Source organism: Pseudomonas sp. R3-18-08 (assembly GCF_003852065.1).
Lineage (GTDB): Bacteria > Pseudomonadota > Gammaproteobacteria > Pseudomonadales > Pseudomonadaceae > Aquipseudomonas.
Window position 1 is genome coordinate 4,855,941 of the sequence record NZ_CP027729.1, and the last position, 20,219, is coordinate 4,876,159.

18 protein-coding genes, 2 tRNA genes and 1 rRNA gene are annotated in these 20,219 nt (G+C 58.8%); 4 read left to right on the forward strand and 17 right to left on the reverse strand.

The features are described from left to right. Window positions 1-149: 149 nt before the first annotated feature. From C4J92_RS22300 to mrcB, 12 genes are all read right to left on the reverse strand, one after another. A tRNA-Ala gene (locus tag C4J92_RS22300) sits at window positions 150-225 on the reverse strand. A gap of 30 nt (window positions 226-255) precedes the next feature. Further along, window positions 256-332, reverse strand: a tRNA-Ile gene (locus C4J92_RS22305). A gap of 82 nt (window positions 333-414) precedes the next feature. After that, window positions 415-1,951: ribosomal RNA gene (locus C4J92_RS22310) — 16S ribosomal RNA — on the reverse strand. 489 nt (window positions 1,952-2,440) lie between these two features. Further along, the gene (gene msrQ / locus C4J92_RS22320) at window positions 2,441-3,061 is read right to left on the reverse strand and encodes a protein-methionine-sulfoxide reductase heme-binding subunit MsrQ (protein ID WP_124405290.1); all 621 of its coding nucleotides are present in this window, start codon (window positions 3,059-3,061) and stop codon (window positions 2,441-2,443) included. After that, the gene (gene msrP, locus C4J92_RS22325; protein WP_124405291.1) at window positions 3,061-4,074 is read right to left on the reverse strand and encodes a protein-methionine-sulfoxide reductase catalytic subunit MsrP; all 1,014 of its coding nucleotides are present in this window, start codon (window positions 4,072-4,074) and stop codon (window positions 3,061-3,063) included. Before msrP ends, msrQ begins: the two co-directional genes overlap by 1 nt. A gap of 63 nt (window positions 4,075-4,137) precedes the next feature. Further along, window positions 4,138-4,995, reverse strand: coding sequence for a CDP-diacylglycerol--serine O-phosphatidyltransferase (gene pssA, locus C4J92_RS22330; RefSeq protein WP_124405292.1), 858 nt, complete (start codon window positions 4,993-4,995; stop codon window positions 4,138-4,140). 146 nt (window positions 4,996-5,141) lie between these two features. Continuing rightward, entirely contained in the window at window positions 5,142-6,158 is a 1,017-nt protein-coding gene (gene ilvC / locus C4J92_RS22335; RefSeq protein ID WP_003212125.1) for a ketol-acid reductoisomerase, read from the reverse strand. A 46-nt stretch (window positions 6,159-6,204) separates the two neighbouring features. Then, window positions 6,205-6,696, reverse strand: a complete 492-nt coding sequence (gene ilvN, locus C4J92_RS22340) for an acetolactate synthase small subunit (protein WP_003176102.1) — start codon at window positions 6,694-6,696, stop codon at window positions 6,205-6,207. A 2-nt stretch (window positions 6,697-6,698) separates the two neighbouring features. Then, window positions 6,699-8,423 carry an acetolactate synthase 3 large subunit gene (locus tag C4J92_RS22345; RefSeq protein WP_124364410.1) on the reverse strand — a complete coding sequence of 575 codons (1,725 nt, stop codon included), beginning with the start codon at window positions 8,421-8,423 and terminating at the stop codon, window positions 6,699-6,701. A 431-nt stretch (window positions 8,424-8,854) separates the two neighbouring features. Further along, window positions 8,855-9,184 carry a YqcC family protein gene (locus C4J92_RS22350; RefSeq protein WP_124364411.1) on the reverse strand — a complete coding sequence of 110 codons (330 nt, stop codon included), beginning with the start codon at window positions 9,182-9,184 and terminating at the stop codon, window positions 8,855-8,857. Next, window positions 9,184-9,918, reverse strand: coding sequence for a M48 family metallopeptidase (locus C4J92_RS22355; RefSeq protein WP_124364412.1), 735 nt, complete (start codon window positions 9,916-9,918; stop codon window positions 9,184-9,186). The genes C4J92_RS22350 and C4J92_RS22355 overlap by 1 nt, the downstream gene beginning before the upstream one ends. A gap of 16 nt (window positions 9,919-9,934) precedes the next feature. Beyond that, entirely contained in the window at window positions 9,935-12,259 is a 2,325-nt protein-coding gene (mrcB, locus tag C4J92_RS22360; RefSeq protein WP_124368359.1) for a penicillin-binding protein 1B, read from the reverse strand. Window positions 12,260-12,377: 118 nt separating this feature from the next. On the opposite strand from mrcB, the gene C4J92_RS22365 reads away from it, so the two are divergent. The 3 genes from C4J92_RS22365 (at window position 12,378) to C4J92_RS22375 (ending at window position 14,842) form a co-directional block, all read left to right on the forward strand. Further along, window positions 12,378-13,934, forward strand: coding sequence for a bifunctional aminoglycoside phosphotransferase/ATP-binding protein (locus C4J92_RS22365; RefSeq protein WP_124405293.1), 1,557 nt, complete (start codon window positions 12,378-12,380; stop codon window positions 13,932-13,934). 93 nt (window positions 13,935-14,027) lie between these two features. Further along, a complete protein-coding gene (locus C4J92_RS22370) occupies window positions 14,028-14,372 on the forward strand; it encodes a pentapeptide repeat-containing protein (RefSeq protein ID WP_124371878.1) in 345 nt (114 codons plus the stop codon). Between the two features lie 197 nt (window positions 14,373-14,569). After that, window positions 14,570-14,842: a TfoX/Sxy family protein gene (locus C4J92_RS22375; protein WP_124364416.1), complete on the forward strand. Its 273-nt coding sequence runs from the start codon at window positions 14,570-14,572 to the stop codon at window positions 14,840-14,842. Between the two features lie 208 nt (window positions 14,843-15,050). Here the strand turns inward: C4J92_RS22375 and C4J92_RS22380 are convergent, their stop codons facing one another. Genes C4J92_RS22380 through C4J92_RS22390 form a run of 3 tightly spaced genes read right to left on the reverse strand, consistent with a single transcriptional unit; the run spans window position 15,051 to window position 17,730 of the window. Further along, window positions 15,051-15,818: a heme ABC transporter ATP-binding protein gene (locus tag C4J92_RS22380; protein ID WP_124405294.1), complete on the reverse strand. Its 768-nt coding sequence runs from the start codon at window positions 15,816-15,818 to the stop codon at window positions 15,051-15,053. Next, window positions 15,818-16,801 carry an iron ABC transporter permease gene (locus C4J92_RS22385; protein WP_164487573.1) on the reverse strand — a complete coding sequence of 328 codons (984 nt, stop codon included), beginning with the start codon at window positions 16,799-16,801 and terminating at the stop codon, window positions 15,818-15,820. Before C4J92_RS22385 ends, C4J92_RS22380 begins: the two co-directional genes overlap by 1 nt. Before the next feature lie 50 nt (window positions 16,802-16,851). Next, the gene (locus C4J92_RS22390; protein WP_124405296.1) at window positions 16,852-17,730 is read right to left on the reverse strand and encodes a hemin ABC transporter substrate-binding protein; all 879 of its coding nucleotides are present in this window, start codon (window positions 17,728-17,730) and stop codon (window positions 16,852-16,854) included. A gap of 155 nt (window positions 17,731-17,885) precedes the next feature. Here C4J92_RS22390 and C4J92_RS22395 point away from each other — a divergent pair, with 155 nt between their 5' ends. Next, window positions 17,886-18,203, forward strand: coding sequence for a Rieske 2Fe-2S domain-containing protein (locus tag C4J92_RS22395; protein ID WP_124364420.1), 318 nt, complete (start codon window positions 17,886-17,888; stop codon window positions 18,201-18,203). Here the strand turns inward: C4J92_RS22395 and sfsA are convergent. Continuing rightward, window positions 18,200-18,913 carry a DNA/RNA nuclease SfsA gene (gene sfsA / locus C4J92_RS22400; RefSeq protein WP_124405297.1) on the reverse strand — a complete coding sequence of 238 codons (714 nt, stop codon included), beginning with the start codon at window positions 18,911-18,913 and terminating at the stop codon, window positions 18,200-18,202. The genes C4J92_RS22395 and sfsA overlap by 4 nt on opposite strands. Continuing rightward, window positions 18,913-20,085 (reverse strand): pyridoxal phosphate-dependent aminotransferase, encoded by a 1,173-nt coding sequence (locus C4J92_RS22405; RefSeq protein ID WP_124405298.1) that lies wholly within the window; start codon window positions 20,083-20,085, stop codon window positions 18,913-18,915. Before C4J92_RS22405 ends, sfsA begins: the two co-directional genes overlap by 1 nt. Window positions 20,086-20,219 lie beyond the last annotated feature (134 nt).

Below are 20,219 nucleotides of genomic sequence, written 5' to 3' on the forward strand. Positions count from 1 at the left end.
GCCGTTACCAGTGAAAGTAACGTCCAGTCTATCTTTCTATCACATACCCAAATTTTTAAAGAACGAACTAGTCAAAGACTAGAAATCAACATTCACCATCACAACGATGGAATGCTCATTTCTAAGCTTTCTACAAACAGAAGCAGTAGTGGTGGAGCCAAACGGGATCGAACCGTTGACCTCCTGCGTGCAAGGCAGGCGCTCTCCCAGCTGAGCTATGGCCCCGTATTTCTACAGGCGTTTCCCACACAAAATTGGTGGGTCTGGGCAGATTCGAACTGCCGACCTCACCCTTATCAGGGGTGCGCTCTAACCAACTGAGCTACAGACCCAATTTCGGGCTGCTTCTTTTCGTCTTCTTCAATGAATCAAGCAATTCGTGTGGGAACTTATGGAGCAGCTGATGTCGTCGATTAAGGAGGTGATCCAGCCGCAGGTTCCCCTACGGCTACCTTGTTACGACTTCACCCCAGTCATGAATCACACCGTGGTAACCGTCCTCCCGAAGGTTAGACTAGCTACTTCTGGTGCAACCCACTCCCATGGTGTGACGGGCGGTGTGTACAAGGCCCGGGAACGTATTCACCGCGACATTCTGATTCGCGATTACTAGCGATTCCGACTTCACGCAGTCGAGTTGCAGACTGCGATCCGGACTACGATCGGTTTTCTGGGATTAGCTCCACCTCGCGGCTTGGCAACCCTCTGTACCGACCATTGTAGCACGTGTGTAGCCCAGGCCGTAAGGGCCATGATGACTTGACGTCATCCCCACCTTCCTCCGGTTTGTCACCGGCAGTCTCCTTAGAGTGCCCACCATAACGTGCTGGTAACTAAGGACAAGGGTTGCGCTCGTTACGGGACTTAACCCAACATCTCACGACACGAGCTGACGACAGCCATGCAGCACCTGTCTCAATGTTCCCGAAGGCACCAATCCATCTCTGGAAAGTTCATTGGATGTCAAGGCCTGGTAAGGTTCTTCGCGTTGCTTCGAATTAAACCACATGCTCCACCGCTTGTGCGGGCCCCCGTCAATTCATTTGAGTTTTAACCTTGCGGCCGTACTCCCCAGGCGGTCAACTTAATGCGTTAGCTGCGCCACTAAGAGCTCAAGGCTCCCAACGGCTAGTTGACATCGTTTACGGCGTGGACTACCAGGGTATCTAATCCTGTTTGCTCCCCACGCTTTCGCACCTCAGTGTCAGTGTTGGTCCAGGTGGTCGCCTTCGCCACTGGTGTTCCTTCCTATATCTACGCATTTCACCGCTACACAGGAAATTCCACCACCCTCTACCACACTCTAGTCAGTCAGTTTTGAATGCAGTTCCCAGGTTGAGCCCGGGGATTTCACATCCAACTTAACAAACCACCTACGCGCGCTTTACGCCCAGTAATTCCGATTAACGCTTGCACCCTCTGTATTACCGCGGCTGCTGGCACAGAGTTAGCCGGTGCTTATTCTGTCGGTAACGTCAAAACAATCACGTATTAGGTAACTGCCCTTCCTCCCAACTTAAAGTGCTTTACAATCCGAAGACCTTCTTCACACACGCGGCATGGCTGGATCAGGCTTTCGCCCATTGTCCAATATTCCCCACTGCTGCCTCCCGTAGGAGTCTGGACCGTGTCTCAGTTCCAGTGTGACTGATCATCCTCTCAGACCAGTTACGGATCGTCGCCTTGGTGAGCCATTACCTCACCAACTAGCTAATCCGACCTAGGCTCATCTGATAGCGCAAGGCCCGAAGGTCCCCTGCTTTCTCCCGTAGGACGTATGCGGTATTAGCGTCCGTTTCCGAACGTTATCCCCCACTACCAGGCAGATTCCTAGGCATTACTCACCCGTCCGCCGCTCTCAAGAGAAGCAAGCTTCTCTCTACCGCTCGACTTGCATGTGTTAGGCCTGCCGCCAGCGTTCAATCTGAGCCATGATCAAACTCTTCAGTTCAAACATCTTTGGGTTTTTAAGAAACCCTAAACTTGGCTCAGCAATCGTTGGTTACATCTTTGATTTCTCGCGGAGTAACTTGTGATGCTGATAATCTTGTTGACTATCAGGCTGACTCCACAAGCACCCACACGAATTGCTTGATTCAGTTGTTAAAGAGCGGTTGGTTAAGAGCTATTCGTCTCAACCGAGGCGCGCATTCTACAGCAGCCTCATTTGCTGTCAAGCGGTTATTTTCAGAAGTTTTCGAAGAATTCTTCAACAACTTCAACCACTTGCGCTTGCGATCTCTCGTAAGCGGGAGGCGAATTCTACAGCGTTACGCGCTGCTGTCAACACCTCTTTTGCAACTTCCTTTTGGCTTCGATGGACTGAAGCAACCTGCTGCCGAAAACTACTTAACTCATTGTTTACCAAGGAGTTTTCCGTTTCGACTGCGCCGGAAGTGGGGCGAATTATAGGCGCACAGAATCTGCCGTCAAGGGTTAATTACGCTTTTGTTGCTGCCGGTGCTTTTTTAGTAATAAGACGCGGGATCCGACGCATCACTGGCGGTAAGCGCAGCAACAGAAGCAGTGCACCTATGGACGCATAGATAGCCCACTCCTTGAGGTCAGCCCGCACTATCCACAGCATGTGCAGCAAACCGAGCCCTAGAATCACGTACACCAGGCGGTGCAATTTCTTCCAGCGACTCCCCAGCCGGCGCTGACTGTAACGATTGGAGGTCAGAGCCAAAACCAATAGAGACAAAAACCCCAAGGCGCCGACAATTATGTATGGACGCTTACGCAACTCCACGCCCAGCTGTGACCAGTCTAGCCCAAGGACAAATACGCAATAAGCCGCCAAGTGCAGCACCACATAAGCAAAGCACCACAAACCCAGCTGCCGGCGCACTGCGATCCACCCCGCCCAACCGCTCAGCTTCTGCAGCGGTGTCATGGCGAGCGTGATCAGCAACAGAACCAAGGTGCCCAGACCCAGGCGATCCACCAGCACCTTGCCCGGGTCGGGCCCCAGGGCAAAACTCCAGGCTTCATAGAGCCAGAACAACGGCCAGACAGCGGCGGCTATAAAGACGCCGATGCGCCAGATCGGATAGCGCATCAGTAATTCTTCTTCAGGTCGAGACCTGTATAGAGAGCAGCGACCTCATCCGCGTAGCCATTGAACATCTGCGTCTCACGCACGTTCGGACTGAAAAGGCCGCTCGGTAGACGACGCTCCCGTGCCTGGGTCCAGCGCGGATGGTCAACCGTAGGGTTCACATTCGCATAAAACCCATACTCATCGGCAGCAATACTCTGCCAGGTCGTTTTAGGTTGCTCGCTGACAAGACTGATCCGCACAATCGACTTCACGCTCTTGAAGCCATACTTCCAAGGCACGACCAAACGCAGGGGCGCCCCGTTCTGGTTAGGCAGCTCCCGCCCGTACATACCCACGGCAAGGATCGCCAACGGATTCATCGCCTCATCCAGACGCAGCCCTTCTATATAAGGCCAGTCGATCAAGCCGAAACTGGAACGCTGACCCGGCATGCTCTTCGGGTCCTGCAGCGTTTCGAAGCGGATGAATTTCGCCTTTGAAGTAGGTTCAACCTGCTTGAGCAAGGCGGAAACAGGAAAGCCGATCCAGGGAATCACCATCGACCACGCTTCGACGCAACGCAGCCGGTAGATGCGCTCTTCCAATTCGTAAGGTTTCATAAAGTCTTCCAAGGCGTAGCGCCCCGGCTTCGCAACTTCACCATCAATCACCACACTCCAGGGCTCAGTCTTGAGCGAACCCGCATTTGCCGCCGGATCGCCCTTGTCTGTGCCGAACTCGTAGAAGTTGTTGTAGTGGGTTGCATCCTTGAACGGCGTGATGGCCTCGTCCTTGACCGTCACAGCCTGCCACTTGGTGCCTGGAAGCTTTTGCGTAAACCAGTCAGGCGCCCTGCCCGGCTCGATATCGGCATAACGTGCCGCCTCTTCGGCACTGGCCCAACGTGGCAAGCTGCTCGCGGCAATACCGGCAAGCGCACCACCGAGCAAGCTGCGGCGAGAGAGGTAGAACGATTCAGGCGTGACATCCGATTCGTGGCAATCGGACGCTTTGGGGATCTTGATTAACATGGCAACTCCGCAGCATTGGAGGACAGGTGCACCAATAGACTGCGGAGTATGGGGGAAATTACATTAAGACAATGTTTTGTCCCGGCGAAGATGCAGCAGGTACTGCACCGGCCCGGAAGCGGCGTAGACCAGGAAAGCTAACAATAGAATTCTCGGCGGGTCGCTGAACACCACCGCAAACACCAGCACCACCACAAGAATAGCCACGAAAGGCACACGCCCCTTGAGGTCGAACTCCTTGAAGCTGTTGTACTTGATGTTGCTGACCATCAGCATGCCGGCCGCCGCAACCATCAAGGCGACCAGGAACGACATCTTCGAACCCTGGATGCCGTAGTCACTGAACGCCCAGACGATACCCGCCACTACGCCCGCAGCAGCCGGGCTGGCCAGGCCAATGAAGTAGCGCTTGTCGGCAGTACCGACCTGAGTGTTGAAGCGCGCCAGACGCAACGCCGCACCAGCCACATAGATGAAGGCCACCATCCAGCCGACCTTACCCATGTCACCCAGCGCCCAGGCAAACGCCAGCAAAGCCGGGGCGACACCAAAGGCAACCATGTCCGACAACGAGTCGTACTCGGCACCGAAGGCGCTTTGGGTGTTGGTCATGCGCGCCACACGACCATCCAGGCCATCAAGCACCATGGCGACGAAGATGGCGATGGCAGCAAAACCGAAGTACTTGCTGGCACTTACGGCATCACCCGCCGCCAATGCGCTCTGGGCACTCATCGAGTTGATGATGGAATAGAAGCCGGCAAACAGGTTCGCCGTGGTGAACAGGTTGGGCAGCAGATAGATGCCACGATGCCGGACCTTGCGGCCTTCCGCGTCATGCCCTTCTTCGACATGTTCATCGATTGGCAGCAGGCTTTCGGCGTCAGAAGCCTGGCTTGGCTCTTCGGGACGTTCGCTCATGGACTTTACCTTGCAACGGTGTGAAAAAAATTCGACAGATACTTGCGGCGAGTGTTCGCCCGCAAACGATGCAGCTTTATACCAGAACCCGCTTACCCAAACGAAAAAACGCGGCCGAAGCCGCGTTTTCCCTTGATACGTGCGACTTAGTTCTTGGCTTTGTCGACGATCTTGTTGGCACCGATCCACGGCATCATGGAACGCAGTTGCTCGCCGATGATTTCGATACCGTGGGCGGCGTTGTTACGACGCTTGGCGGTCATCGAAGGGTAGCCGGTCGCGCCTTCGCTGATGAACATCTTGGCGTATTCGCCGTCCTGAATACGTTTCAGGGCGTTGCGCATTGCCTGACGGGACTCGGCGTTGATCACTTCCGGGCCGGTGACGTACTCACCGTATTCGGCGTTGTTGGAGATCGAGTAGTTCATGTTGGCGATACCGCCTTCGTACATGAGGTCAACGATCAGCTTCAGTTCGTGCAGGCATTCGAAGTAGGCCATTTCCGGCGCGTAGCCAGCTTCAACCAGGGTTTCGAAACCGGCTTTCACCAGCTCAACGGTACCGCCGCACAATACGGCTTGTTCGCCGAACAGGTCGGTTTCAGTCTCGTCCTTGAAGGTGGTTTCGATGATGCCGGTACGACCACCGCCGACACCGGCAGCGTAGGACAGTGCAACGTTCTTGGCGTTGCCCGAAGCGTCCTGGTAGATCGCGATCAGGTCAGGGATACCGCCGCCCTTGACGAACTCGGAGCGTACGGTGTGGCCCGGAGCCTTCGGCGCGATCATGATCACGTCGAGGTCAGCGCGCGGCACAACTTGGTTGTAGTGGATCGCGAAGCCGTGGGAGAAGGCCAGGGTGGCGCCCTTCTTGATGTTCGGCTCGATTTCGTTCTTGTACAGCGCGGATTGGAATTCGTCCGGGGTCAGGATCATGACCAGGTCGGCAGCCGCCACAGCGGAAGCAACGTCGGTCACTTTCAGGCCGTGGGCTTCAGCCTTGGCAACGGTCGCCGAGCCTTTGCGCAGGCCAACGGTGACGTCAACGCCGGAATCTTTCAGGTTGCACGCTTGAGCGTGGCCCTGGGAGCCGTAACCGATGATGGCGACTTTCTTGCCCTGGATGATCGACAGGTCACAATCTTTATCGTAATAAACTTTCATGAGGTTCCTCTATATATCCAGGCCGTAAGGCCATTCGCTAATTGGGTTAGATGCTGAGTACTTTGTCGCCACGGGCAATCCCGGTGACACCACTGCGTACGGTTTCCAGAATCGAGGCCGTCCCGATCGACTGGATGAAGCTGTCCAGCTTGTCGCTCGTACCGGTCAGTTGAACGGTATAAACGCTGGCGCTCACATCGACGATCTGCCCGCGATAAATATCGGTAGTGCGCTTGATCTCGGCACGCTGGGCACCCGTGGCCTTGACCTTGACCAGCATCAGCTCGCGCTCGATGTGGGCGCTTTCCGACAGGTCGACCAGCTTGACCACTTCGATCAGCTTGTTGAGGTTCTTGGTGATCTGCTCGATCACCTCATCGTGGCCCACGGTGGTCAACGTCAGGCGCGACAGGGTCGGGTCTTCGGTCGGGGCCACGGTCAGGCTTTCGATGTTGTAGTTGCGTTGCGAAAACAGGCCGACAACACGAGACAGAGCGCCGGGTTCGTTCTCCAGAAGCAGGGAGATAATGTGCCGCATGATTAGGTACGCTCCGTCTTGTTCAGCCACATGTCGCGCATCGAGCCGTCTTTGATCTGCATCGGGTAGACGTGCTCGCTGGTATCCACCTGAATATCGATGAACACCAGGCGGTCCTTCATGGCGAACGCTTCTTCCATCTTCGGCTTCAGATCTTTCAGATCGGTGATGCGCATGCCGACGTGGCCGTAGGCTTCAACCAATTTGACGAAATCCGGCAACGATTCCATGTAGGAATGGGAGTGACGGCTACCGTAGCTCATGTCCTGCCACTGGCGAACCATGCCCAGCACGCCATTGTTCAGGCAGACGATCTTCACCGGAAGGCCGTACTGCAGGCACGTTGACAGTTCCTGGATGTTCATCTGGATGCTGCCTTCACCGGTGACACAGGCAACGTCGGCATCCGGAAAGCTCAGCTTTACGCCCATGGCCGCCGGAAAACCAAAGCCCATCGTGCCCAGGCCACCGGAGTTGATCCAGCGGTTAGGCTTGTCGAATTTGTAGTACTGCGCGGCGAACATCTGGTGCTGGCCCACGTCGGAGGTCACAAAGGCGTCGCCCTTGGTCACTTCGCACAGGGTTTCGATCACGGTTTGTGGCTTGATGATGCTGCCGTCGCCCTTGTCGTACGGGAACAGGCCGCGGTCACCGCGCCATTCGTCGATCTGCTTCCACCAGCTGGCAACGGATTCCTTGTTCGGCGTTTCGCCGATGTCCTTGAGCGCGGCGACCATTTCGGTCAGCACGCTTTCCACCGGGCCCACGATTGGCACGTCGGCCTTGATGGTCTTGGAAATGGACGCCGGGTCGATGTCGATATGGATGATCTTGGCATTCGGGCAGAACTTGCTCGCGCCGTTGATCACGCGGTCATCGAACCGTGCGCCGACCGCCAGAATCACATCGGCGTGGTGCATGGCGAGGTTGGCGGTATAGCTGCCGTGCATACCGAGCATGCCGACGAATTGACGGTCCGAACCCGGGAATGCGCCAAGCCCCATCAAGGTATTGGTGACCGGCAGGTTGAGCAGCTTGGCCAATTCTGTGAGCGGTGCGGAGCCGCCCCCCAGAATCACGCCGCCGCCGGAGTACAGCACCGGGCGCTTGGCCGCGAGAAGCATTTCCGCCGCCTTGCGGATTTGTCCGGAGTGCCCACGCACGGCCGGGCTGTAGGAGCGCAGCTTGGCTTTCTTCGGGAAAATGTATTCGAATTTCTCGGCCGGGTTGGTCATGTCCTTGGGAATATCCACCACGACAGGGCCCGGGCGACCGGATTGTGCGAGGTAGAACGCCTTTTTCATGATTTCCGGAATTTCCGACGCGTGCTTGATCATGAAGCTGTGTTTCACGATCGGGCGGGAGATACCGATCATGTCGGTTTCCTGGAACGCGTCGGTACCGACCATGGTGCTGGCGACCTGGCCGGAAATGATCACCATGGGAATGGAGTCCATATAAGCAGTCGCGATGCCAGTGATGGCATTGGTTGCGCCTGGGCCGGACGTTACCAGTACCACGCCGGCTTTACCGGTGGCACGGGCATAACCGTCAGCCATATGGGTTGCGGCCTGTTCGTGGCGAACCAGGATGTGGGTAACAGCCGGTTCCTTGAACAGTGCGTCGTAGACATGCAGCAGAGCACCGCCTGGGTACCCGTAGATATAGTCGACGCCTTCGTCACGCAAAAAGCGGACGAGCATCTCACCGCCAGATAAAAGCTCCACGTTGTTCACCTCTAAAACGCCAGAATACCGTCCGTTAAAAACCGACGGGTCTTAATAGGTTTACTTCTCAACAGAGCATGAGCGACGGTGGTCGCCGACTACGTCAGCACTGACTGAGCAAGTATTGGGATCGTCCCAAGTGTTGCGGGCTTTTCCCACCCAGCGCGAGGTAACGCGTTGCGGGTGTTACAGGTCGGCGCGGGTGTGCGCCTCATGATCTGCCGAGCGGGCCTGCTTCTGGCAGTCCCGATACAGCGGACTTTGGATTCTTCTGTTTCAGGCCCTTCAAGTCAAGCAATAATTGCGCTTTTTTCCAACTAAGCGCATGAGAACGTAGAAGAAAGGCCTGTGAGGAGGGATAAAACTCGCCTGAATGTCGTCAAGCGGTAGAAATATGCGCAAGACTGCCGGAAAAACCGACAGTCAGGCAATTAACCAGCGTCAGCGATCAGTTGGTCGAACTTTTTCAGCGCATTACGCAAGCCAAGGCTCTCTCGCGGACGGTCGGCGTAGACCATCTCGGCCATTTCCAGAATGCCGGACGCATTGGGCAGAGGCAGGTCCTGTTCGAGGATCTGCTTCATGCGTACCAGGAATATCCATTGCAGCCATTGGTGAAAATCCAATGTGTCGACCGAAAAAGGCTCGACGCTGCTGAGCGCCTCGGCACTGGGGGGCACTTCATCCCACCAGCCCTGCACGCGCAATTCTCGCTCGATCAATAACAACTGCTCGGCAATCGCCGGGAACCGCCCATCCATCAGAGGCTGACCTTGGCTTTTGCCCGAGCCTGGGCAGCGCCGGCAGCGTCGCCTTGGGCGGCACGCGCGTCACCGATCAATCCCCACAGGCTGGCTTGCAGGTCGGGGCGACCGTTGGCCAGGGTCAAACCACGGCGAGCGAACTGCTCGGCTTGCGGCGCATCACCCTGGGCCAGGCGCACCTGGGCCAGGCGATACAACACTTGTGGTTCGCGAGGAGCAACGCGTTGAGCACGCTCAAGGCTCGACGACGCGCCATTGAGATCACCACCGGCCTGCTGTTGCTGGGCGGTGGTGAGCAGCGCCAGTACCGGGCCATCCAGTTGTTCGTCAGCCGACAGGCCGCCGGCACTGGACGACGAAGGAATACCGCTCGGCGTCGATGGCATGGTGTAAGTGCCCTGGTTGACCGGCGCCGTCTGAATCGGCGTGGAATCGATCGGCGCCGAAGTGCCTGGGCCTGGTGTCCAGGGTTCGGCGCTGATCGGGGCCGCGGTTGCAGCGCCACTGCCAGGCACCATCACCACCACGCCCGAATCCTGTGGCATTGCCTGAGGCTTGGCCTGTGCCGGGCGGTTGGTCACGGTTTGACGAAACCCGCCATTGGCCGAAATCCGGTCATTATTGGAGACGTTGGTACTCGAATCCACCACCGGAATCGAGCCGCGTTGCACGCTGGAGCAACCGCCGAGCAAAGCCAGAACGGTAATCGCTGGAATCCACAACTTGTTCACTTGAAACCCTCTTTGCTTAATTCATCCAGCCCTTGACCCAATCCATCACCGAGTCCGCGTCAGCAGGGGCGCTGCCCCCGCATGCGGCACCGGCTGGTGGCTCGCTGCCGCGAATATACGGCATCTGCACCGCTCCCGGGCAGTTGGCATCCGAACCTTGGCCGGTGTGCGGATCAATCCAGGCCTGCACGATATTGTCCGGCTGCGGCATGTTGAGTGGCAACGGGTCTGCCTTGCGCATGAAGCTGGTCCAGACCTGCAGCGCGCCGGTCGCACCGGTGAACGGCGTCTTGCCATTGTCGTCACGGCCCAGCCACACCACGGCCAATACGTCCTGGCCAAAACCTGCGAACCAACTGTCGCGCGAATCGTTACTGGTGCCGGTCTTGCCCGCCAGCGTCAGGTTCGACGGCAGCACGCTGTAGACCGAGCGCCCGGTACCTTCACGCATCACGCGCTGCATGGCGTTCTGGATCAGGTAGATGGAGCCCGCGTCGAAACGTTGCTGGATCTGGAACGGGTAGCGCTTGAGCGGTTCGCCCTCGGCGGTCAGCACGCTGCGAATACCGCGCATCGGCGTATTGAAGCCACCGTTGGCCAAGGTCTGGTACATGGTGGCCACTTCCATCGGGCTCATGGCCGCCGCACCCAGCAACATCGAGGGGAACGCCGGGAACTCGCGCTCGATACCCAGTCGCGCCAGGGTTTTCAGCACATTCGGCACACCCACTTCCAGCCCCAGGCGCGATGTCGAGATGTTGTAGGAATGCGCCAGCCCCTGATACAGGAACACGGTGCCGTGCGAGCGGCGGTCGAAGTTCTTTGGCGTCCACACCTGGCCATCGGCGCCTTTGATCGACAGCGGGTCATCCGACAGCCAGCTGGTCAGTGTGTACTTGCTCGGTTTTTCCAGGGCGGTCAGGTACACCGCCGGCTTGACCAGCGAGCCGATCGGGCGCACGGCATCCAGCGCGCGGTTGAACCCGGCGAAGCTGGCCTGACGGCTACCGATCATGGCCTGGACCTCGCCGGTTTCCGGGTTGGTCACCACCATCGCGGCTTCTACTTCATCGGAGCCTTTGCGGCCTGTCAGGCGCTTGAAGGTGTCATTGACCGACGCTTCGGCTTTCATCTGCAGGATGGGGTCGAAGCTGGTGAAGATTCGCAGGCCTTCCTCGGTCAAGTCTTCGTCGCGATAGTCTTCGCGCAGTTGGCGTTTGACCAGGTCGATAAAGCCGGGGAATGAGCTATCTGCCAGCTTGCCGCGGGTGGTGACACCCAGCGGCATTTTCTTCGCGGCCGCGACCTGCTCGGCCGTGGCGACGCCCTGCTGCTCCAATACATCGAGTACCAGGTTGCGGCGCTCGAGCGCACGCTCAGGGTTGCGACGCGGGTTGTAATAGGACGGTCCCTTGACCATCCCCACCAGCAACGCAACCTGATGCAGTTTCAATTCCGACAATGGCTGCCCGAAGAAGAACTGGCTGGCCAGGCCGAAACCGTGCACCGCGCGCTGACCATCCTGGCCGACGAAGACTTCGTTGAGATACGCCTCAAGGATTTCCTGCTTGCTGTAATGCAATTCCAGCAGCATTGCCATCATGGCTTCGGTGAGCTTGCGGGTGAGGCTGCGCTCATTGGTCAGGTAGAAATTCTTCACCAATTGCTGGGTGAGCGTGCTGCCGCCCTGGGTCATCTTGCCGCCGGAAGTATTGACCCACACCGCGCGGGCAATCGATTTGGGCGAGACGCCCCAGTGGCTGTAGAAGTCGCGGTCTTCTACTGCTACCAGGGTTTCCAACAGGTACGGCGGCGCCTGATCGAGCTTGATCAGGATCCGGTCTTCAAGATTCTTCGGGTAGATACCGCCGATCATCAGCGGCTCAAGGCGTACCACTGGCAGCTTGGCGCCGTTGAGCGACGACAACTCAGCCACGTAATCGCCGGAAAAACGCACGCGTACCGGCTGGGCTTTTTCCAGGCCTTCGTAGAACTGGAAGCCGCGGGTGTTCAGGTCGACGGTATTGCCGCTGACGGCCGCCGCGCCCGGGCCGTTGCTCACGGGTTCGCGGCGATAGCCCAGCGCATCGAGTTCGGTGAGGAAGTCCTCCTTGCTCAACTTCTGGCCGGCGAACAATTCCAGCGGGCGTGCGTACACCTTGGCCGGGATGGTCCAGCGCTTGCCGGAGAATTTCTCCTGGACCACGGCGTCGAGATACACCGCCACGCCGGCGAGCGCCACAAGGCCAACCAGGCCGAGCTTGAGCGCCCAGCCCAGCCACGGGCGCAGGCTGCGCGAAGGAGGTTTTTTACGGGAACGGGGAGATCGGGTTCGAGTCATGGCGGCGGATTATACGCACTTTATTGATGATCAACATGAGCCGGACAGCGGTTTGCACCACCGCCCGTAGCGGCCATAATGCTTGCCATGATTTCTCCCAGACTTTGAAGGATCGCCCGTGAGCCAGTCCCTGATTGCCGCCCTGCAAAACCCGGCTTTGTATCCGCATCCAGTGGAAGCGTTTCAAGTCATTGAAACCCATATTTCCTGGGTGATCCTGACCGGTCCCTATGCTTATAAACTGAAGAAACCGATGAACTTCGGCTTCCTCGATTTCACCGACCTGGAAAAGCGCGGCCATTTCTGCAAAGAAGAACTGCGCCTCAACCAGCGCCTGACCGAAGATTTGTATCTTGAAGTGTTGCCAATTACCGGCACCGCCGACGCACCGCAATTGGCGGGCGACGGCCCGGTGATCGAGTACGCGCTGAAAATGCGTCAGTTCCCGCAAAGCCAGATGCTGAGCACCTTGCAAGCCAACGGCGAACTCACCAGCGCGCACATAGACGAAATGGCCAGGCAGATTGCGCACTTCCACCTCAACGCGCCCAAAGTCGCGCAAGAGCACCCGGCCGGCACTCCGGAAGAAGTGATGGCACCGGTCCGCCAGAACTTCGAACAGATCCGCCCTTTCCTGAGTGACAAGGCCGACCTCATTCAACTGGAAGCCCTGCAAGCCTGGGCGCAAAGCAGCTTCGAACGCCTCAAGCCATTGCTGGAGCAGCGCAAGCTCAACGGTTTCACCCGTGAATGCCATGGTGATATCCACCTGGGTAATGCGACGCTGATCGATGGCCATGTAGTGATCTTCGACTGCATCGAATTCAACGAGCCGTTCCGCTTCACCGACGTGTACGCCGACACCGCATTCCTGGCGATGGACCTGGAAGACCGTGGCCTCAAATGCCTGGCACGCCGGTTTATCAGCCAGTACCTGGAACTGACCGGCGATTATCAGGGCCTTGAGCTGCTGAATTTCTACAAGGCTTATCGCGCACTGGTGCGGGCGAAAGTTGCGCTGTTCAGCATGCCGAGCGAAGCCGACCCGGTGCAACGCGCCACTACCCTGCGCCAGTACCGCAACTATGCCAATCTGGCGGAAAGCTACAGCACGATTCCGTCGCGCTTCCTGGCCATCACCCACGGGGTTTCAGCTGTGGGCAAAAGCCATGTGGCCATGCGCCTGGTCGAGGCCTTAGGCGCTGTCCGCCTGCGTTCGGATGTGGAACGCAAGCGCCTGTTTGGCGAGCAGCAGGTGGAAAACACCCCGCAAGCCGGCATCTATAGCGATGACGCCAGTGCTGCGACGTACACGCGCCTGAATGAAATCGCCGACACCGTGCTGCGCGCCGGTTTCCCGGTGGTGCTGGATGCCACCTTCCTCAAACGCGCACAACGTGACGCGGCGGCCCGGGTTGCCGAAGCCACCGGCGCCCCGTTCCTGATTCTGGATTGCAACGCGCCCCAGGCCGTCATCGCCAGTTGGCTGGCACAACGTCAGGCAGATAAAAACGATCCATCCGACGCAACGTTACTGGTTATTGAAGAACAAAACGCCAGTCGTGACCCGCTGACCGCTCAAGAGCTGCTGTTGAGTAAACGCGTCGAGACCAATGAAAGCGGGACTCTCGATGCGTTGGTGGCGCATATTCGTCAACGCCTGCCCGGCCTGTAAGAAATATTTCTTGGTCGTGTCGTCTACGGTTGGCGCACGACCCTGTAATAGTGGCACTATAATGGCGCCATAATACCAACAGGAGTCGCCGTCATGAGTCAGCCCAAGCTTCTTGATACCCCGCTCTACGCGCTCCTGCACAAGGACGACATCCGGGGCTTTAATCAGGAGCGCCCCGAAAGCGGGGTTATCGACATGCGCGGCGGCGACTTCCGAGGGTTGGACCTGCGCGAGCTGAACGCTGCGGGTATCGACTTTACCGATGCCTATTTCCGCTCCGCCGACCTGCGCGGGCTGGATTTACGCGAATGCTCATTGGAAGGTGCCAGCCTGGCCCATGCGCAGATTTCCGGTACTTACTTCTCACCCGACCTGACGGCTGACGAAATCCTGATGTCAGTAAATTTCGGTACCCGCCTGCGTTACCGCACCAAATAACCTCAAGGCTCCGGCTCCCGGCTGCGCTTCAAGCTTGCCGGGCGCTTTCCCGTGCCTGACATGCAGCGTCATTCTTATAAGCTTTTCAGCCGTTCTCGACCAAAGAATCACGCTTTTCCTACTGAGCGCTACACTCATTTTCAGGCTTGCCTGGTCACGATACCCACCGAACCATTCGGCCGTCGCAAGGAGGCTTGATGAACGATGAGCTGCAACACCTGAAGAATCTTGGCAAGACGTCGGCGCAGTGGCTGCATGCGGCGGGCATCCACAGCGCGTCCGACCTGCGCCGCCTGGGCGCGGTCGATGCTTATCGAGCCGTGCGAACTCGCGGGTTCCGGGCATCAAAAGTGTTGCTGTATGCGATTGAAGGCGCGTTGATGGACGTGCATTGGAACGACATTCCCACAGAGCGCAAAGAGGCGTTGAACCGTCAGTTGGAGGCGCTCTCAACGCGCCAGAAGATGTAAGTCCGCCGCTTTGCAGGCTTTTTGAGAAAAGTAGAGGAATGTTGTTGACTCTCAAATGAGAATCGTTATGATTATCACAACTGGTCGCGAGATCAGCCGATAACTGAAAGACCATTGGTTCGGACTCTCAGATTATCTCCTCATCAGGCTAATCACGGTTATTTGACCCGGCTCTTGCCGGGTCTTTTTTTGCCTGCAAGAACCCGGGTCAACGCGCGATGATCAACGGATGACCACGCTCCGGATGCAACTGCACCAGCACATCCAGACCAAACACCGCCTTGAGCGGATCGGGGCGCAGCACCTGTGCGGGCGTGTCCAGGGCGCGCGGGCATCCGTTCTCCAGCAACAGAATTCGATCACAGTAACGCGCGGCCAGGTTCAGGTCATGCAGGATCACCAATACCGCTGCGCCACGATCGGCAAAGCGACGGATCGCCTGCAAGGTCGTGTGCTGATGCAACGGATCGAGCATCGATGTCGGCTCATCCAGCAATAGCGTCTGGCCCGCTTCCCCCGGCCACAATTGCGCCAATACACGGGCCAGGTGTACCCGTTGGCGCTCCCCGCCCGACAAGGCCAGGTAACTGCGACCACTCAAGTGCCCTACATCCGCCGCCTGCAGTGCCGCGCTGATGATTTCCTCATCGCGTACTCGCCCGGTCTGATGCGGCAAACGCCCCAGTCCTACAACCTCTTCGACGCGGAACGCGAAGTCCAGGGTCGAGCTCTGGGGCAGTACCGCCAGACGCTGGGCCCGTTGTGCGCCGCTCCACTGCTTCAACTCTTGCTGATCCAGCCAGACCTTGCCCTGATCAGGTGTCAACTCGCCGCACAGCGCACTGAGCAAGGTACTTTTGCCTGCACCATTGGGCCCCAATACACCGAGCACTTCGCCCGGCAGCAGCTCCAGGGTGACATCCGCCAATACGGTTTTACGCCCGCGGCGGACCTGCAACGCTTCTACCCGCAGCATCAGGCGCGCCCTCGCAGCAATAAATAGAGAAACAATGGCGCGCCAATAAACGCAGTGACGATACCGATCGGCAGTTCCGCCGGCGCCAATGCCAAGCGCGCCACCAGATCCGCCAACAGCAACAAACTCGCGCCTGCCAGCACGGAAGCCGGCAATAACACCCGATGGTCAGGCCCCGCCAGCAACCGCACCAGATGCGGCACCACCAACCCGACAAAACCGATCATGCCCGCCGCTGCCACCGCCGCGCCAACGCCCAGCGCCGTACAGAACACCAGCTCACGCTTGAGCTTTTCCACATCGATGCCCAGGTGGCTGGCTTCGGACTCACCCAGCAACAGCGCATTCAAGGCCTTCGCCCGGCGCGGCAACCACAGCGCCACGCCCGCGCTCACCAGCAGCAACGGCCATAGACGTGAATAGCTGGCACCATTGAGGCTGCCCAGGTTCCAGAATGTCAGGGTACGCAAGGTGGCGTCGTCCGCCAGGTAGGTAAACAGACCTACAGCAGAACCGGCCAGTGCAGTCAGCGCGATGCCGGCGAGCAACATTGTTGCAACGTTGGTCTGGCCATTGCGTCGGCCCAGTCGATACACCAGCGCCGTGACGCCCAGGCCGCCCAGAAACGCGCAAATCGACAAAAGATACGGCCCGAGCGCCTCCGGCAGCCCGCCAAAAAAAGATCCGCCGACAATTGCCACCGCAGCCCCCAACGCCGCGCCACTGGACACGCCCACCAAGCCAGGATCGGCCAGCGGGTTGCGAAACAAGCCCTGCATCGCCACCCCCGACAAGGCGAGCACACCGCCCACGGCCAGGCCCAGTAACGTGCGCGGCAAGCGAATCTGCCCCAGGATCAACTCTGCCTGTTCGAGCCCCTGGGCCTCAATCGGCACTCCGATCATTCGCAACGCAGCCCTGAGCGTGTCGAACAACGGCAGGCTGACCGGTCCCAGGGCCAATGAAAGCCAGATCGCCAGCAGACATAACAGCGCCAGCCCGATAAACAGCGTTTTCGGTTTGACCAACCGGGTCATGGGGCGGGTTCAACCTGGGACGGGTAAAACCCAGCGGACAACTGCACCAGGCTTTGCGGCAAGCGCGGCCCGAGCCCGCCCACCAGCAGCGTCGGGTCCAACTCCAGCACCCGGCCATTCCTGGCCGCTGGCGTAGAAGCGAGGATGGGGTTTTCCTTGAACAACGCCACTCGGGCCGCTTCACCACTGAGCGCCCGATCAGCAACTACCAGCACATCCGGGCTCAACCCGGCCAGCGACTCCGCCGAGAACGGCTTGTAACCACTGTGAGTCGCCAGATTATGGCCGCCGGCCTGCTCCAGCAGCCAGTCAGCGGCGGTGTCTTTACCGGCGATCAACGGCTTGCCGCCGGCATGCCCGAGCAACAGCAGCACACCGGGCGCTTTTTGCGTCAGCTGTGCCTTGGTCACCCAGGCTTTCTGTTGATCCAGCGCCTGCTCATATCCGGTAATCAATTCGCTGGCCTTGGCCTCACGACCCAGCAGCTTGCCCAAGTGCCCCAGGTTGGCTTTCAGGCTGGGTAAATCCGGTTGTGCCGAGAACATCTCTACCTGTACGCCCGCGTTGCGGATCTGCGCCAGCACCGGTGGTGGCCCCATCTCTTCGGTCCCCACCAGCACCTGCGGGCGCAGGCTGAGAATGCCCTCGGCCGACAATTGACGCTGATAACCAATACTGGGCAATGCCTTGAGCGACGCTGGATGCTGGCTGGTGGTGTCCACGCCGACCAGCTTTGGCTCACCTCCCAATGCCGTCACCCATTCCGATAACGCGCCACCGGCGCTGACCCAGCGTTGCGGCAGGTCCAAGGCTTGGGCCGCGTGGCTGACCAGCAGTCCGGCAACTAGCGCAATAACGCTGGCACTCAGGCGCATAACAGGGTTTCCTTCCAAGGCGGGGCCGCTCAAGCACTCATTGATGTGACAGATAAACCCTACCCGGCATCGTAGTGAGCACCCGATCAGCTGGCGGGCGAAGCGGGCATTTGATAATTGTTTGCATTTGAACGTCAAGGCACTTAAGGATTGAAATGAAGTTTCTCTGCCCCTCCGAGGCCTTGGCGCCCGACAGCAGCCTCGGTTTTGATATCGACGGTTGCAAACTGTTGGCCGTGCGGCGCGCTGGCGTTGCCTACTTCTATGTCAACCGCTGTCCCCATCGCGGCATCCCACTGGAATGGCAACCGGACAGCTTCCTCGACTCCAGCGCCAGCCTGATTCAATGCGCCACCCATGGCGCGCTGTTCCTGATCGAAAGCGGCGAATGCATCGCCGGCCCGTGCGCAGGCCAAAGCCTCACCGCCCTGCCAGGCCGCGAAGACGCACAAGGCCTGTGGGTGCAACTCTAGTTGCCCAGCAGCACCTTCAACGGCCGTTCGATACAAATTTCTTCAGGCGTGACCCGCACGCCGTACGCCAGCACCTCCACACCCGCTGCCTTGGCCTCACGCAACGCGGCGGCGTAGCCCGCGTCAATTTCCACCGCTGGGCGCACCGCATCGATCCCCGACAAATTAACGCAGTACAACTGCACCGCCCGCACACCTTCACGCGCCAGGTGGGCCAGCTCCCGCAAGTGCTTGGCACCGCGCTGAGTCACCGCATCGGGGAACGCCGCCACGGAGGTGCCATCAAAGCCCAAGGTGACACTTTTGACTTCGACAAACGCCGCCCCGTGCGGGTATTCCAGGCGAAAATCGATCCGGCTTCGTTCCTGACCGTAAGGCACTTCTCGTTTCAACGCGGTAAAGCCATTGAGTTCAGTGATCAGCCCGGCCCTCAATGCCTCCTCGACCAACTGATTGGCGCGTGCCGTGTTGACACAGGCCAGCCGGCCCTGGGGTGTTTCAGCGATTTCCCAGGTGCCTGGCAATTTGCGCTTGGGGTCGGCGGAACGGCTGAACCAGACCTGGCCACCTTCGACCATGCAGTTGAGCATCGAACCGGTGTTGGGGCAGTGAATGGTGAGCAACTCGCCGGTAACGGTTTCGATATCGGTGAGAAAACGCTTGTAGCGGCGGATCAGCCGCCCTTCTTCGAGGGGAGGATGAAAATGCATCAGCCTTGCCAACTCCGCAGGCCACAGGCAATCCGCTCCACCGCCTCTTGTAGCCGGTCGAGGTTTTGCGTGTAGGCAAAACGCACATGATGACCCGCCTGATAGCGACCGAAATCCAGCCCGGGGGTAAAGGCTACATGTTCGGTTTCCAGGAAATGGCGACAGAACGCGAAGGCATCTCCGCCAAACGCGCTGATATCGGCATAGAGATAGAACGCGCCTTCGGGCTCTACGGCGATACCGAATCCCAACTCGCGCAGGGCCGGCAGCAGGAAGTCGCGGCGCCGGCCAAACTCGGCGCGGCGCTCCTCCAGAATGCCCAGGGTGTGTGGGGTGAAACAGGCCAGGGCCGCATGCTGGGCCATGCTTGGCGCACTGATGTAGAGATTTTGCGCCAACTTCTCTAATTCACCGACCGCCGCCGGTGGCGCCACCAGCCAGCCCAGGCGCCAGCCGGTCATGCCGAAATACTTGGAAAAACTATTCAGAACGAAGGCATCGTCGTCGACTTCCAGCACGCTCGCGGCGTCAGTGCCGTAGGTGAGCCCGTGATAGATCTCATCCACCACCAGATGGCCGTCGCGCGCCTTGATGGCACTCGACAGCCCGGCCAATTCGTCTCGCGTGAGAATCGTCCCGGTGGGGTTGGCCGGGGAGGCCACCAGTGCGCCGACGCTGTCCTGGTTCCAGTGTTGAGCCACCAGGTCGGCGGTCAACTGGTAGCGCACTTGCGGGCCGACCGGCACCAACTGCGCCGCGCCCTCGATCAAGCGCAGGAAATGCCGGTTGCAGGGGTAGCCCGGATCCGCCAGCAGCCAGTGCTTGCCCGGATCCACCAGCAGACTGGTGGCCAATAACAACGCGCCGGAGCCGCCGGGCGTGATCAGAATGCGCTGCGGATCGATGTTCAACCCGTAGCGTTGCTGGTAGAAACCGCTGATCGCCTCGCGCAATTCGGGCAGCCCACGGGCGGCGGTGTAACGGGTCTTGCCGTTGGCCAACGCGGCCTGGCCTGCCTGGATAATCGGTTCGGCGGTGGTGAAATCCGGCTCGCCGATTTCCAGATGGATCACGTCGTGGCCGGCTGACTGCAGCTCATTGGCGCGCGCCAGCAATGCCATGACATGAAAAGGTTCGATGGCGCGACTGCGCGCACTGTAGGGCTGAGCCATTAGCCTTCCTAGACGGTGAGGACAAAATCAGGATTCTACCGAACCCTCGCGATAAAACATGTTCTATTGCCTGCCCGGCCGACTTCACGGCAAGGCAAGCGCCGGCAAAACGACTAAAATCAACATTCGAGACG

Bases quoted from the DNA above. Each gene is read 5' to 3' on its own strand.
- msrQ (WP_124405290.1), bottom strand. From the start codon at position 3,061: ATGCGCTATCCGATCTGGCGCATCGGCGTCTTTATAGCCGCCGCTGTC.
- msrP (WP_124405291.1), bottom strand. From the start codon at position 4,074: ATGTTAATCAAGATCCCCAAAGCGTCCGATTGCCACGAATCGGATGTC.
- pssA (WP_124405292.1), bottom strand. From the start codon at position 4,995: ATGAGCGAACGTCCCGAAGAGCCAAGCCAGGCTTCTGACGCCGAAAGC.
- ilvC (WP_003212125.1), bottom strand. From the start codon at position 6,158: ATGAAAGTTTATTACGATAAAGATTGTGACCTGTCGATCATCCAGGGC.
- ilvN (WP_003176102.1), bottom strand. From the start codon at position 6,696: ATGCGGCACATTATCTCCCTGCTTCTGGAGAACGAACCCGGCGCTCTG.
- C4J92_RS22350 (WP_124364411.1), bottom strand. From the start codon at position 9,184: ATGGATGGGCGGTTCCCGGCGATTGCCGAGCAGTTGTTATTGATCGAG.
- mrcB (WP_124368359.1), bottom strand. From the start codon at position 12,259: ATGACTCGAACCCGATCTCCCCGTTCCCGTAAAAAACCTCCTTCGCGC.
- C4J92_RS22370 (WP_124371878.1), top strand. From the start codon at position 14,028: ATGAGTCAGCCCAAGCTTCTTGATACCCCGCTCTACGCGCTCCTGCAC.
- C4J92_RS22375 (WP_124364416.1), top strand. From the start codon at position 14,570: ATGAACGATGAGCTGCAACACCTGAAGAATCTTGGCAAGACGTCGGCG.
- C4J92_RS22380 (WP_124405294.1), bottom strand. From the start codon at position 15,818: ATGCTGCGGGTAGAAGCGTTGCAGGTCCGCCGCGGGCGTAAAACCGTA.
- C4J92_RS22390 (WP_124405296.1), bottom strand. From the start codon at position 17,730: ATGCGCCTGAGTGCCAGCGTTATTGCGCTAGTTGCCGGACTGCTGGTC.
- C4J92_RS22395 (WP_124364420.1), top strand. From the start codon at position 17,886: ATGAAGTTTCTCTGCCCCTCCGAGGCCTTGGCGCCCGACAGCAGCCTC.
- sfsA (WP_124405297.1), bottom strand. From the start codon at position 18,913: ATGCATTTTCATCCTCCCCTCGAAGAAGGGCGGCTGATCCGCCGCTAC.
- C4J92_RS22405 (WP_124405298.1), bottom strand. From the start codon at position 20,085: ATGGCTCAGCCCTACAGTGCGCGCAGTCGCGCCATCGAACCTTTTCAT.